Annotated in this window: 14 protein-coding genes and 1 tRNA gene; 12 read left to right on the plus strand and 3 right to left on the minus strand. The window is 40.9% G+C overall.

Translation table 11 applies throughout. From position 1 onward, the window contains the following. Window positions 1-60: 60 nt before the first annotated feature. Window positions 61-480, minus strand: coding sequence for an AAA family ATPase (locus AC4PGZ_RS04135; RefSeq protein ID WP_492159784.1), 420 nt, complete (start codon window positions 478-480; stop codon window positions 61-63). A 248-nt stretch (window positions 481-728) separates the two neighbouring features. Between AC4PGZ_RS04135 and AC4PGZ_RS04140 the strand changes: the two genes are divergently transcribed. From AC4PGZ_RS04140 to AC4PGZ_RS04165, 6 genes are read left to right on the plus strand one after another with little or no spacing between them, the layout of a single operon-like run. Next, window positions 729-1,451 carry a ComEA family DNA-binding protein gene (locus AC4PGZ_RS04140; RefSeq protein WP_492159785.1) on the plus strand — a complete coding sequence of 241 codons (723 nt, stop codon included), beginning with the start codon at window positions 729-731 and terminating at the stop codon, window positions 1,449-1,451. Between the two features lie 18 nt (window positions 1,452-1,469). After that, window positions 1,470-1,970: a hypothetical protein gene (locus tag AC4PGZ_RS04145; RefSeq protein ID WP_492159786.1), complete on the plus strand. Its 501-nt coding sequence runs from the start codon at window positions 1,470-1,472 to the stop codon at window positions 1,968-1,970. Between the two features lie 27 nt (window positions 1,971-1,997). Then, window positions 1,998-3,320 carry a TrkH family potassium uptake protein gene (locus tag AC4PGZ_RS04150; RefSeq protein WP_492159787.1) on the plus strand — a complete coding sequence of 441 codons (1,323 nt, stop codon included), beginning with the start codon at window positions 1,998-2,000 and terminating at the stop codon, window positions 3,318-3,320. A gap of 12 nt (window positions 3,321-3,332) precedes the next feature. Beyond that, window positions 3,333-3,986: a potassium channel family protein gene (locus AC4PGZ_RS04155; protein ID WP_492159788.1), complete on the plus strand. Its 654-nt coding sequence runs from the start codon at window positions 3,333-3,335 to the stop codon at window positions 3,984-3,986. Beyond that, window positions 3,979-4,773: a TrmH family RNA methyltransferase gene (locus tag AC4PGZ_RS04160; RefSeq protein WP_492159789.1), complete on the plus strand. Its 795-nt coding sequence runs from the start codon at window positions 3,979-3,981 to the stop codon at window positions 4,771-4,773. The genes AC4PGZ_RS04155 and AC4PGZ_RS04160 overlap by 8 nt, the downstream gene beginning before the upstream one ends. Window positions 4,774-4,833: 60 nt before the next feature. Further along, on the plus strand, window positions 4,834-5,256 hold the full coding sequence (locus AC4PGZ_RS04165; RefSeq protein ID WP_492159790.1) for a thioesterase family protein: 423 nt from the start codon (window positions 4,834-4,836) through the stop codon (window positions 5,254-5,256). A 53-nt stretch (window positions 5,257-5,309) separates the two neighbouring features. Here AC4PGZ_RS04165 and AC4PGZ_RS04170 read toward each other — a convergent pair whose 3' ends face one another. Together AC4PGZ_RS04170 and AC4PGZ_RS04175 are read right to left on the minus strand one after the other, a co-directional pair. After that, a complete protein-coding gene (locus AC4PGZ_RS04170; protein ID WP_492159791.1) occupies window positions 5,310-7,781 on the minus strand; it encodes a transglycosylase domain-containing protein in 2,472 nt (823 codons plus the stop codon). A 118-nt stretch (window positions 7,782-7,899) separates the two neighbouring features. Continuing rightward, a tRNA-Arg gene (locus AC4PGZ_RS04175) sits at window positions 7,900-7,976 on the minus strand. 182 nt (window positions 7,977-8,158) lie between these two features. Here AC4PGZ_RS04175 and cdaA point away from each other — a divergent pair. The 6 genes from cdaA to AC4PGZ_RS04205 are packed head-to-tail and all read left to right on the plus strand — an operon-like array spanning window position 8,159 to window position 13,241. Next, window positions 8,159-9,001 carry a diadenylate cyclase CdaA gene (gene cdaA / locus AC4PGZ_RS04180; RefSeq protein WP_492159792.1) on the plus strand — a complete coding sequence of 281 codons (843 nt, stop codon included), beginning with the start codon at window positions 8,159-8,161 and terminating at the stop codon, window positions 8,999-9,001. Further along, window positions 9,002-10,192 (plus strand): CdaR family protein, encoded by a 1,191-nt coding sequence (locus AC4PGZ_RS04185; RefSeq protein ID WP_492159793.1) that lies wholly within the window; start codon window positions 9,002-9,004, stop codon window positions 10,190-10,192. A gap of 8 nt (window positions 10,193-10,200) precedes the next feature. Beyond that, window positions 10,201-11,103 carry a phosphate butyryltransferase gene (locus AC4PGZ_RS04190; protein WP_492159794.1) on the plus strand — a complete coding sequence of 301 codons (903 nt, stop codon included), beginning with the start codon at window positions 10,201-10,203 and terminating at the stop codon, window positions 11,101-11,103. A gap of 17 nt (window positions 11,104-11,120) precedes the next feature. After that, entirely contained in the window at window positions 11,121-12,194 is a 1,074-nt protein-coding gene (buk, locus tag AC4PGZ_RS04195; protein WP_492159795.1) for a butyrate kinase, read from the plus strand. 21 nt (window positions 12,195-12,215) lie between these two features. Beyond that, a complete protein-coding gene (locus tag AC4PGZ_RS04200; protein WP_492159796.1) occupies window positions 12,216-12,971 on the plus strand; it encodes an ATP-binding protein in 756 nt (251 codons plus the stop codon). Between the two features lie 54 nt (window positions 12,972-13,025). Next, entirely contained in the window at window positions 13,026-13,241 is a 216-nt protein-coding gene (locus tag AC4PGZ_RS04205) for a 4Fe-4S dicluster domain-containing protein (RefSeq protein WP_492159797.1), read from the plus strand. The last annotated feature ends 6 nt before the right edge of the window (window positions 13,242-13,247 follow it).

Genomic DNA, 13,247 nt, shown 5'->3' on the forward strand with positions numbered 1-13,247 from the left:
CAAAGCAGCCCCTGTTTTATAGAGGCTGCAGTCAATATGTCTGAAACTGGCTTTAAAAAATTAGAAATCTTTAGTGTACTTTTCCAATCCATTAATTATTTCCTGTGAATACACGCTAGCTGAAATAAATACTTCAATAGAGTTCTTTACAGAAAAATCATTAACGAGATCCATGAATTCAAATACTACACCGTCAATTTCCTTATGTAATATTTGGTCTAAACCATCGATAAATATGCTTTCAATGTCATGGTTTGCACTGGTGAGTCCGCACAGGAAGCCATAAACTGATGCAAATGAATCAAGTGAATATTCTTCAGTGAAGACGCACCTGATATTTCTATGGAGCTGACTTGCATGCTTGTTGGTCAGTTCTATGTAGACCAATTCACCTTTAATATTAGTAATCATTTCGTTTGCCTTAGCAATCATTAATTTAGTTTTTCCGCTGCCTGCTTCACCTAACAATAATTTAACCATTTTGATTACCTCCCAAGATTTCAATTTTTTAAATCTTTTCTTATATATATTAAAACAGAAAAACGCGAAAAAATAAAGACTATTATTGGAAATATTTATAATTTTCTAAAATAGAGCATGCCAGGATGAAACTGTCATGAGATACTTTCATTATCGTAAAAATTATGTTTGATCATTTGATTTTTTTGATCAAAGGTGTGATATAATTGTGTCATCTGAGCTTTGTATAATTATGGAGGTGCGCCCCTATGAGTTCAAAATTTTCTTACGATCCAAAAAGCATGAAAAAGGTATTTGTTATATCTGCAGCTCTTGTTATTTTTATGGCTGCCGGAAATTTTATGGAAAGAGACAGAAAGTATGAAATCAGCGGGAGCAAAGGCACATCAGCTTCCGAATCAGCTGAAGCTGAGGAGGATATTTCTCAGGAAGCGCAGCAGGAGGCGGTTTCGACATTTGCTGATGCATATGAAGATGAGGCTGCTGCAAAGCCGGCTGCGGATACTATATATGTCGATATAACCGGAGAGGTCAATACCCCGGATTTAATTGAGCTTGGGTCAGGCGAGAGGCTCCAGTCAGCTATCGACATGGCAGGCGGGCTTACAGATAATGCCGACAGAAATGCCGTTAACATGGCTCAGAGACTGGTCGATGGAGCGCAGTACATTATACCTTCAAAGGGAAAGGTACTTGTAATAAACTATCCTCAGTCATATACTGCTGATAAAGATGGAGGAAATAGTCAAAATGAAGACGACATGACTGAAAATGAAGATGGACGGGTAAATATAAATATAGCATCAAAAGAAAAGCTCCAGGAGCTTCCGGGAATTGGCGAAGTACTCTCTCAGAGGATAATAGACTACAGAAACGAGAATGGTGAGTTCAAATCTGTTGAAGAGCTGCGCGAGGTTGCCGGGATAGGAGACAAGAAATATGAAGACATGAAAAACGATGTCTGTGTTTAGGCATCAGAAAGAGGAAAGATGAGAGACGTAAGAAAAAATCAGATAAAAAGCGTTGCGTATCAGATTCTGATAGCTTTTATAACATATATATTCATAATGGGAAAATACATCTATTATGTAATGCCTTATTCAGCAGGCATATTCCTGCTGCTTTTCATATCTCTTGGCATGACGCTCAAAGATTCAGAGGTTCCAGGAGAAAGGGCAGCATCTGTATCTGTTCCGATAATGATAAATATAGCTTTGTTCATAGTTGGGTTTGCAGGAGCAGGAGGCTTTGCTGATATGGCATCAGGAACAGAGTCATTATACTGGGTTCCGCTTCATATGCTGAATCCCAACATTACCTTCATGCCATATTTTATTGAAAGCGCCAATCCTGCAGTCAAGTATCTTGCAATAATAATCGCTCCATCATTTCTAATGTATATCGGGATGAGGCTCGGAAAGACAGTCAGGGAAAAACTAAATGAAAGAATAAATAAATTTGACATAAAAAGGCCTTTTGGAGGCAAGTAAAATAATTAAAGAAAGAAGGTCGGAGAATTGATCAAGCTAAACTCTCCTGCTCAATATATCATTGCAGGATTTACGTTTGTTATTTTACTTGGAACGGCGCTGCTGATGCTTCCTGTATCGGTATCAGAGGGCAATGAGGTTTCATTCATAGATGCTTTATTTACGTCCACATCTGCGGTTTGTGTAACAGGACTCGTTGTTGTAGATACCGGAACCTATTGGTCCGCTTTTGGTAAGCTCATAATTATATTGCTGATACAGACCGGAGGACTCGGTTTTATGACAATAACTACTATAGGGGCAATAGTACTGGGCAGAAAGATAGGAATAAAAAACAGGCTGTTCATTCAGGAATCTCTGGGACAGAATAAAATACAGGGAGTCGTAAATCTGACAAAGAATATCTTTATTGGAACGCTTATTATTGAGTCAATAGGTGCAGTTCTTCTTATGACTCAGTTCATACCTGAATTTGGCTTTATAAAAGGATTCAGCACATCCATATTCACATCAATCTCGGGATTCTGTAATGCAGGGTTTGATATTATGGGAAATTTTGAATCGATAACAAGATACAAGAGTAATTTTGTTATAAACATGGTCATAATGCTTCTGATAATAATCGGTGGACTTGGATTTACTGTGATTTTTGATTTTATGCATGAGCGAAAATTTAAAAAGCTAAGCCTTCACTCAAAGCTGGCATTAACCGTCACAGCGGTCCTTATATTTGGAGGGACTGCGGCACTATATTTTCTTGAATCAGGTAACCCTGACACTATAGGAGGGTTAAGTCTTTATGAAAAAATCCTTATAAGCGCATTTCAGGCAGTGAGCCCCAGGACCGCCGGATTTAACTCTATTGATCTTGCTGCCCTGACAGACAGCTCAAAGTTTCTGATAATACTGCTTATGTTTACGGGAGGAAGTCCGGCATCTACAGCAGGTGGTATAAAAACCACCACTTTGGCAGTGCTTCTTCTTACTGCTGCAGCCTTTGTAAGAAACAAGGATGTAGAGGCATACGGAAGAAGAATAAACTATTCCGTAGTTAATAAAGCAATGACGATAATAATAATTGCATTCATAATAATAATAGCCGGATCAATGGCTCTCAGCCTTCTCAATCCGGAAATGGATTTTGTGGATATAGTATTTGAGGTAGTATCTGCATTTGGAACAGTCGGGCTTACACTGGGTATAACAACTCAGTTTGAAACTGCTTCAAAGCTTGTACTTGTAATAATTATGTTTGCAGGAAGAGTAGGAGCCCTGACGATTGTCATGGCACTTGCCGGAAGAGCAAAGAAAGTGGAATATCAGTTGCCGGAGGGCGAAGTTATATTATAAAGGAGATTTTTTATGAGTTCATATGTAATAATCGGGTGTGGTCGTTTTGGATCAGCGGTTGCCAAGACTATATACAGTCTTGGCCATGAGGTACTTGCAATAGACATGAACATGGAGATAATACAGGATATAGCAGACCATGTAACTCAGGCTGTTCAGGCAGATGCAACAGATGAAGCCACACTGAAGTCACTTGGAATAAGAAACTACGATGTCGCTGTAATAAGCGTTGCTTCGGACATAGAATCTTCGATAATGGCCACCATAGTGGTAAAGGAACTCGGAGTGCCTTATGTGGTATGCAAGGCAAAGACTGAGTTGCAGGCAAAAGTGCTTTATAAGATAGGCGCGGACAGGGTAGTATTCCCGGAAAGAGATATGGGAGTAAGACTTGCGCACAACCTTATATCAAAGAATGTACTTGAATTCGTGGAACTCGATCCGAGATATTCGATAATTGAAATTATTGCATCTGACAACTGGAATAATAGAACACTTTCAGAGCTTGATCTCAGAGGCAAGTACGGAATAAACATCGTAGCGATAAAGAGAGGCATGGATGTGAATATATCTCCTGAGAGCGAAGACATAATATACGCAAAAGACATACTTGTTGTCATTGGAGAAATCAAGAAAATTAACAAGATGAGTGAGGCAAATGAATAATATAGAGATTATAGGATCAAAGGAAAATCAGAAGATAAAGCTCATATCTTCTCTCAAGCTGAGAAAGAACAGGGAAAAGCACAGGCTTGTAATGATCGAAGGTCTGAGAGCAGTAAAACAGATCCTGGATGATGGAATAAACGTAAAAATGCTTGCTTTTTCAGAAGCTGAGATAAATTCTGATCAGGAGTACAGAGAAATATATGAGAAGCACCTGGAGGTATCTTGCGTTGTCAGAGCATCTTTATTCAGCCAGATAACGGATACTGTGAATACGCAGGGCATAGTCGCTCTTGTAGATATGCCCTCTCACGATCTGAAGGCCATACTTTCGGGTGAGAGGATGAGAGTGGTGATATTTGACAGGATCCAGGATCCGGGGAATGCCGGTACTCTTATAAGAACGGCTGATGCAGCGGGCTTTGATGCGGTCCTGTATACAAAGGGAACTGTGGACCTTTTCTCTCCGAAAGTGAACAGATCCGCAATGGGGCTCAATCTTTCGGTGCCTGTGGCAGAGATTGATCTTGCCGATATTGACTATATGAAAGCGCAGGGATTTGCAATATATGCTACCGCTCTTGATGACTATTCGGTGCTGTATGACAGCGTCAGGTTTGATGACAGGACAGCCATCATACTGGGCAACGAAGCCAATGGCATAAGCGAGGAACTCCTCTCTGTGTCTGACGAAAAGCTCTATATTCCAATATTTGGAAAGGCAGAATCACTTAATGTCGGAATAGCAGGCGCAATAATTATGTACGAATCACTAAAAAAACAGTAGCTAGATCACGTCTGATAAGGTAAAATATATATTGTATATTTTATGAAAGGAAGTATGATTATGCTAAAAATGCCTGAATTTGAAATTGGGGGATCGATAACAATACAAAAAACCGTAACTGAGGACGACATCGCCAGCAATTATGGGAATTCTGAGCTTGACAGGCTCTTTGCAACGCCATCGCTTGTTGCGCTGATGATATCAGCCAGTACGAAGCTGATTGACGAAAAGCTTGATGAGGGACTTGTCACTATAGGCAAGGAAATCCACCTTGTACATGAAAAGCCTACTCTGCTTGGCCAGACCATAACTATAACTGTTACAGTGAAGGAAAGGCATGAGAATACCCTCAAGCTTGAAATGATAGCCTTTGACGAGATAGGAATCATAGGAAGAGGAAGCTTTGACAGAGTAATAGTGAGCAAGAAGGCCCTTATGAGAAAGGTATATGCAAGAGAAGCCATGCTTGAGATCAGGTTCTAATTAAGATCCTTTAAATATGTGCAAAAAAAGAGAGAGCTCAAAGCTCTCTTTTTTTATCCAAACAGTCCGTTTCCATCATCAGCTGGCGGTGGATTACCCTGGTCGCCATTTCCCTGATTATCATCGACTGGCGGGTTCTGCGGCTTGTCTGTCTGTCCTTCGCCTCCAGGATTGCCCTGGTTTCCATTGCCGTTATTTTCGCTGTTTATATATTCCTTATCATCTTTTTCTGCATTTGCCTTAGTCTCATCGTCCAGAAGGCCTTCTGTAACTATTGGTGCCTCGTGCTCCATGCATATATCTTTCGGTTCGGTTCCTGCTACAAATATCTCGCTTGCGATTTTTGTGCAGTACGGTCCTGGCTTGAGTCCGCTTTCAAGACATATCGAAGTCTGGGTTAGCCCTGAAGGAGCAGCAAAGTTTTTGGCAGGAAGTCCTGAGTGGACTCTGTTCATTATCCTTCCCCAAAGCGCAGATGGTACGTCACTGGATTTATTCATATCCTTTGGCTGGTCTTCACCTATCCAGAGAGCACTTGTGTAGTAAGGTGTGTATCCTGCGAACCAGATGTCTTTTTCATCGTTTGTGGTACCTGTCTTTCCTACTGTCACAAAATTCCTGACCCTGGCTCTTCCGCCGCTACCTCTGTTTACTACATCCTTCATTATGTCAGTCATTATATATGCATTCTGAGCTGTTGCAATCTGCCTTACTTCAGGTGTGTTCTCGTAAAGCACAGTGCCGCTCGTATTCTCTATCTTTGTAATGAATACAGGTTTTGTATATTTTCCTGAGTTTGCGATTGAAGCATATGCTGCTGTAAGATCAAGAGGCGTAACTCCCTTTGTCATACCTCCGAGTGTCATCGACAAGTTCTCATCATTTACTGCTGAGTTCATGTCTCTCGTCACTATTGTTGATATTCCCATGTTCTTCATATATTCAATCATTTTTTTCGTGCCTACTTTTTCAGCTACCTGAACCGCTCCTACGTTTGATGATTTTATCACAAGGTTTCGAAGTATAGTAGGGCCGTCATAGGTACTGAGGTTCTTTGGCCAGTATTCACCTTTTTCATCTTTTATAGGCTCATCCACTACTCCTGATCCTGCGGTAAATCCATTTTCAAGTGCAGGAAGGTAAACTGCCACTGGCTTTATTGATGATCCGGGCTGTCTTGGGTTAAGCGCTCTGTTATAGATTTTGTTTCCGCTAATCCCTCTTCCGCCCACGAGTGCTTTGACCTGACCGGTATACTGATCCATTATCACGGAAGCGACCTGTGGCTGAGGAATCCCATCCTCGTCTATCCAGCTTCCCGGGAAGTTGGCTGGATTGTTTACTTCTTCTTCAAGTATGTTCTGTATGCTGGTACTGAGAGTAGAATATATCCTCAGTCCTCCGCCATAAAGAATGTCATTTGCATCTTCAGCAGAGTAGCCTACGGATTCAAGCGCTGTCACTGCTTCTGCCTTTACTTTATCGGCAAAGTAAGAAGATATGTTAGACTGTTTTTTCTTTCCGAGCTTTATCTCCACCGGATATGCCACAGCTTCGTTGTACTGAGTCTCTGTGATATATTCGTTCTTGAGCATCATCTTGAGAACTATTTCCTGTCTTTCCTTGGAATCAGGGTTAAGGACAGCTTTTCTAGCATAGTAATCATTCTTTACAAGCTGGTTATGCTCAAGATTTGAAATAAGTCCATTTTTAAGAAGCCTGTCAAATACCTGAAGGTCTTCAGCTGTTGGCGCTGGGGTTTCACTGTTGCTTGGGATGAGGCTTACCTGCATTCCTGTAAAATCGTCATCAGGAGAAATAGGTGCTGTCACATAAGCTGAGAATTTGTAAGGATTCTGTGTGATGCCTGCTATCATCGCTGCTTCTGGAAGATTGAGCTCAGACACATCCTTGTCAAAATACACATGAGCTGCAGCCTGAACGCCTCTTGTTCCTCTTCCAAGACCTATGGTATTGAGATATGCATGAAGTATCTGATCCTTGCTGAGGACTTTTTCGATTTCAAGTGCATAATATGCATCTTTAAGCTTTCGAGTCCAGGTCTTATCCATTGTAGTATAAAGGTTTTTTGCAACCTGCATCGTGATTGTCGAAGCTCCCTGAGCAAGGCTCAGAGTCTTTATGTCATACCACAGTGCTCCGAATATCCTTTTGACGTCGACTCCGTTGTGCTCTCGGAATCTTTCATCTTCAACCGCAATTACTGCATTCTGAAGATCTTCTGGAATCTGAGAGAGCGGCACTATGCTTCGATACTCTCCATTTGAAATCTTTTCTATCAGAACTCCCTTGTCATCAAAAATAAATGAGCTTTCATCAAGCAGTTCCGATATTTTCGTAGGGTCTATCGGTTCAGCTGTCTTTACTACAATCAGAGCAGCTGCCACGGCAGTTATTCCACCTGCAAAAACTGCAAATGCAGTTATGAGCGATATCAGCCTGATGAAATTTATTTTTCTTTTTTTCTTTTTCTTATTTGGTTTTTTTTCTAAATCTTTGTCCATGTTCAGACCTCCTAATCCAATATATTATATCATAAATTTTCACAGGTACATAAATTATTTAAAAAAGTTACCATACTGTAATAAAAAAACCCTCCGCTGAACTGCAGAGAGCCTTTGCTGGTGCACCCAAAGGGACTCGAACCCCTGACACGCGACTTCGAAGGCCGCTGCTCTATCCAACTGAGCTATGGATGCATTATGAAATAACATATAATATGATAACATAAAACATAAAGTTGTGGAACAGGTTTATTCTAAATTTTTCCGTTATATCATAAATTAATGATTTAAATACGTATCAGAGCAGATAATAATTGCAATTTGAACAGTTAGTATTGAAAATTGTGTCCAGATATGAAATAATATAAAGATAAAACATGAAAAATAACAAGGGATGGAGGTGCCATGATATCATGTGGGAACTCAAGGATATAATAATGAACATCAGCATATTCGATGTGATAGACATAACAATAGTAGCTTATGTTTTTTACAATGTCTATCTTCTGATAAAAGAGACCAGAGCCGAGCAGCTGATAAAGGGCATCGTGGTACTTCTCCTTACCAGCAAGATATCTGAGCTCATGCAGTTTCAGGTAATACACTGGATATTAAAGAACACTATGACCGTTGGGCTCATAGCGCTCCTGATTGTATTCCAGCCAGAGCTGAGGAGAGCCCTTGAGCATATAGGAAGGACCAAGTTTCTTCTCAAATCGAGTGGTGAGGGCAGTGTTAATATCGACAAGCTGGTCCTTGAAATAATACACACAGTGAATTCCCTTTCGAAATCCAAAATCGGAGCGCTGATAGTATTTGAAAGAGAGACAGGGCTCAATGAGATCATACAGACAGGAACCCTTGTAGATGCAAAGATAAGCAGGCAGATACTTCGAAACATCTTCATACCAAATACTCCGCTTCATGATGGCGCGGTAGTCATAAGAGGCGACAGAGTTATGGCCGCAGGATGCTTTCTGCCGCTTACGGAGAATAACAAGCTCAACCAGGAGGTAGGTACGAGGCACAGGGCAGCGCTTGGGATAAGCGAAAAATCTGACTGTATCTCACTTGTAGTGTCTGAAGAGACGGGTGCGATATCTATTGCTGACAATGGAAAGCTCTTCAAGAACCTGGGCGAAGAAGAACTTGAAATTTACCTTAAGAGAAACCTTAAGAGGGACGATGAGAGAAAATTGTTCAGAAAAGGTGGTGAATAGATGCTGGATCATTTCAAAAACAATTTTAAAATAAAGCTGTTTTCAATCATATTCGCTTTCATAATGTGGGTATACGTAATGTCCGAGGTGGATCCTATTGTAATCAGGAGCTTTGAGAACATAAGCGTAGAGACTGTCACTAACATAGATGAGATAAGAGACAATGGACTTACGTTCGCGTATGGCCAGGATTTTAATGTAAAGGTTGATTTCAGGGCAAAAAGATCTGTACTTAATGAATATATCAGAAATGGCGTCACTCCAAAGGGAGAGATATACGATCCAAAGGAAGGGACCAATATGATGCAGGTGGTCATGGATGCGCCAAGAGAGATAGAGTACAGCCTTAATCCGCTTCAGATAGAGGTGGTGCTTGAAAGGTCTGTTGTAAGCATGAAGAACATAGTAATAAATACAGAAGGCAGCCTCAGGACGAATTATGTGATAGGGCAGATAAAGCCAAACAGAGTAGGACTTTATGTCGAAGGGCCGCAGTCTCAGGTCGAAAAGGTTATGAATCTGTCAGGAACAGTAAAGCTTGAGAACAATGATTCAGATTTCAGCACGAAAATAAACCTTGTTCCACTGGATGACAGAAACAATATAGTAGAAGGCGTAACGATACGCGAATCATCAGTCATTGTAGATGTCGACGTTGACAAGACCAAAAATGTACCTGTAGAGCTAGTGTTTGTTGACGATCAAGGGCAGAAGGTACCAAACAGCTCATTCAGGGCCGATGTTGAGAACGTGAGGATACAGGGAAGTGCGGATGCAGTTGATGCAGTGAAGTCTCTGAAGACAGTTCCTGTAAAGATATCCGGGTTCAATAGGGTTGCAGGAGTTTCATATGAGCTTGAAAAAACAGCTGAACTGGTTTATTCGGTCGAAAGAATAAAAATAAAAGAGATACAGAGCGAGCTTGAGGAATATACTCTCATGATGCCGCGCGCCGGCATAACGCTCACGGGAGAAGCAGATGCAGAAGCGATAAAGAGCACGCTTCCGCCAGAAACGGAGATAAAGATAACTGCAGGCAGAGAATATTCAGACAGGATAAATCCTGATAATATAAGAATATTGATTGACAATAAGGCAGCACAGGAAAAATACAAACTTCAGTACGAAGTTGATTTTCCGATTTTCAGCATTAAGATCACTCCGGAAGTGGTCACTATAACGGAAAATTAGGAGGAAATATGAAAAGTTTCAACGAAATCATGGAAAAAGCAAGACAGAGCGGTCCAAAGCGAATTGCAGTCGCATGCGCCCAGGATGCTGATGTCCTTAAGTCTGTAGACATGGCAAATGTCGCAGGAATTGCAGATGCCACTCTTGTTGGTGACAGAGAAGCAATAATTGATATTTGCAAAAAACTGGATATAGACTATAATAAATATGATATAGTTGACGAGCCGGATAATCAGCTTGCGGCTATGGCAGCGGCAAAGCTTGTATCAGACAAAAAAGCTGATATTCTAATGAAAGGGCTGGTTGACACTTCAGTGGTACTTAAGGCGGTTCTAAACAAAGAGCTTTCTCTGAGGACAGGAAACCCTATAAGCCATGCGGCAGTAGTTGAGATTCCAGGATATGACAGACTGATGTTTGTCACAGATGCAGCCATGAATATAAGCCCTGACCTTAATACCAAGGCAGCAATCATAAGAAACACAGTAAAGCTTGCAAATGCTCTTTATATTGACATGCCAAAGGTTGGTGTGGTATGTGCAAAGGAAAAGGTAGACGAAAAAATGCCTGCAACGCTTGATGCTCAGTCTCTCGTTGAGATGAACAGAAGCGGTGAGATAGATGGATGTATTGTCGGAGGACCATTCGCTCTTGATAATGCGGTAAGCGAAGAAGCCGCACATCACAAAGGAATCAAGGACCCGATTGCAGGAAAATGTGATATACTGTTGATGCCTGATATTGAAGCTGGTAATGTGCTTTACAAAGCAATTTCCTACTTTTCAAAATCAAAAATCGCCGGTATAATACTTGGCGCATCCAAACCAATAGTGCTTACGTCAAGAGCTGACTCAGAAGAGACAAAGATGTATTCTATAGCACTGGCTGTATTATATTCAAGTAAATTCTAACAATTCGGAGGAAAAAAATGAAGGAGTACAAGGTTTTAGCAATAAACCCGGGATCTACATCCACAAAAATAGCAGTATTTTTGAATGAAGACCTGATAATGGAAAAAACACTGAGACATTCGACAGAGGAAATTCAGAAATATGACAGCGTTTTCGCTCAGAAGTCATTCAGGAAAGAGGTTATAATCGAATCTCTTGTCGAGGTTGGAATCAGCCCTCACAGCTTTGACGCCATAGTAGGAAGAGGCGGACTCCTCAAGCCTATGGAAGGCGGAACCTATGAAGTAAACGAGGCTATGATAGCAGACCTTGCAAGCGGAGAAAGAGGAGAGCATGCCTCAAACCTTGGAGGAATAATCGCTAAGGAAATTGCTGACATGGCAGTTGTTCCGGCATTCATAGTAGACCCTGTAGTTGTTGATGAGATGGATGATATAGCAAGAATATCAGGTATTCCGGAGATAGAGAGAATATCAATTTTCCACGCTCTTAACCAGAAGGCTGTTGCGAGAAGATATGCAAAGAGCATCGGAAAGAGCTATGAAGACATAAATGTTGTCGTGGCACATCTTGGCGGAGGAATCTCTACAGGAGCTCACAGAAAAGGCAGAGTAATAGATGTAAACAATGCGCTTGACGGAGAGGGAGCATTCTCACCTGAGAGAGCAGGAAGTCTTCCTGTTGGCCAGCTGATAAATATGTGTTATGATGAGAAATACACAAAAGACTATCTTAAAAAGAGAATAAAAGGAAACGGCGGACTCGTTGCATATCTAAACACAAACGATGCAAGAGAAGTCGAAGACATGATAAAAAAAGGCGATGAAAAGGCGGCGCTTATATATGAGGCAATGGCTTATCAGGTTGCAAAGGATATCGGAGCAAGCGTTGCAGTTTTAAGCTGTGATGTTGATGCAATAATCCTTACAGGTGGAATAGCATATTCAGAGATGATGACAGGCTGGATAAAAGACAGAGTGTCAAAGATGGCTGAGGTAGTTATATATCCTGGAGAAGACGAGATGATAGCACTTGCTGAGGGAGCGCTAAGAGTTCTAAACAAAGAAGAGGAAGCAAAAGAATACGTTTAACAGAGAGACAATGAGGTCAATATGCTTAAAGATGACAAGAGAATCAGGATAATCGTGGGTCATTATGGAAGCGGAAAGACTGAATTCGCCGTTAATTATGCCATAAGGCTCTCAAAAGAGATAAGAGAGCAGAATGCAGCAAACGGAGAATCAAGAAAAGTCGCGATAGCTGACATAGATGTTGTAAATCCGTATTTCAGGTCAAGAGAAAAAGAAGATCTGCTAATGGAGCATGACATTGAATCATTCTCAAGCATACTCAAAAACAGCGCGCTCGATCTTCCGGCAATAGCAGCCGATATAACAAAGCCTGTTTTCAATACCGACTATGAATATATAATCGATGTGGGCGGAGATGATGTCGGCGCAAGAGTGCTAGGAAGGATGAGCCAGGATATAAGCAGGTTTGAGTATGACATGTTCATGGTAATCAACAAAAACAGAGAATACACTGATACTCCCGAAAAAGTCATACAGTATATAAGTGATATAGAAAGAACCAGTGGTCTCAAGGTCACTGGTCTTGTGAGCAACACTCATATGCTGTGGGACACCAGCGAAAAAGATATAACCGATGGAATTGAGCTCGTGAAAGAAGTAGAAATCAAAACAGGAATCCCAATGAGGTATGTTGCTTATTGGGAAAAAAAATCGGATTTCAGGAAAACGATTTCACACAATTTAAAATATTCAAAAAACAATACACAATTTAGACAAATTGACCCTGACAACGTTATCATGCCGGTTTCAATGATAATGCGTGAGGAATGGATGTGATTAAATTAGCTCATGCTACTTTAAATATTTGAAAATTATACAGGAGGAATTACAATGGCAAAGGGGAAAGTAACATTTGATCAGGAACGCTGCAAAGGATGCGGTCTTTGCGCTTCAGTATGTCCAGTCAAGATCATATTTCTTGACAGCGAAGTGATGAACAACAAAGGCTATAACGTTGCGACAGTAAAAGAGGTTGACAAGTGCATCGGATGCGCTAGCTGTGGACTTATGTGTCCAGATGGTGTTATTACAGTAGAAAGATATTAGGAGGAT

This window comes from Proteocatella sp. QWL-06, from assembly GCF_058684135.1.

Bases quoted from the DNA above. Each gene is read 5' to 3' on its own strand.
- AC4PGZ_RS04165 (WP_492159790.1), top strand. From the start codon at position 4,834: ATGCTAAAAATGCCTGAATTTGAAATTGGGGGATCGATAACAATACAA.
- AC4PGZ_RS04155 (WP_492159788.1), top strand. From the start codon at position 3,333: ATGAGTTCATATGTAATAATCGGGTGTGGTCGTTTTGGATCAGCGGTT.
- AC4PGZ_RS04185 (WP_492159793.1), top strand. From the start codon at position 9,002: ATGCTGGATCATTTCAAAAACAATTTTAAAATAAAGCTGTTTTCAATC.
- AC4PGZ_RS04200 (WP_492159796.1), top strand. From the start codon at position 12,216: ATGCTTAAAGATGACAAGAGAATCAGGATAATCGTGGGTCATTATGGA.
- AC4PGZ_RS04160 (WP_492159789.1), top strand. From the start codon at position 3,979: ATGAATAATATAGAGATTATAGGATCAAAGGAAAATCAGAAGATAAAG.
- buk (WP_492159795.1), top strand. From the start codon at position 11,121: ATGAAGGAGTACAAGGTTTTAGCAATAAACCCGGGATCTACATCCACA.
- AC4PGZ_RS04205 (WP_492159797.1), top strand. From the start codon at position 13,026: ATGGCAAAGGGGAAAGTAACATTTGATCAGGAACGCTGCAAAGGATGC.
- AC4PGZ_RS04135 (WP_492159784.1), bottom strand. From the start codon at position 480: ATGGTTAAATTATTGTTAGGTGAAGCAGGCAGCGGAAAAACTAAATTA.
- AC4PGZ_RS04190 (WP_492159794.1), top strand. From the start codon at position 10,201: ATGAAAAGTTTCAACGAAATCATGGAAAAAGCAAGACAGAGCGGTCCA.
- cdaA (WP_492159792.1), top strand. From the start codon at position 8,159: ATGAAAAATAACAAGGGATGGAGGTGCCATGATATCATGTGGGAACTC.
- AC4PGZ_RS04140 (WP_492159785.1), top strand. From the start codon at position 729: ATGAGTTCAAAATTTTCTTACGATCCAAAAAGCATGAAAAAGGTATTT.
- AC4PGZ_RS04170 (WP_492159791.1), bottom strand. From the start codon at position 7,781: ATGGACAAAGATTTAGAAAAAAAACCAAATAAGAAAAAGAAAAAAAGA.
- AC4PGZ_RS04145 (WP_492159786.1), top strand. From the start codon at position 1,470: ATGAGAGACGTAAGAAAAAATCAGATAAAAAGCGTTGCGTATCAGATT.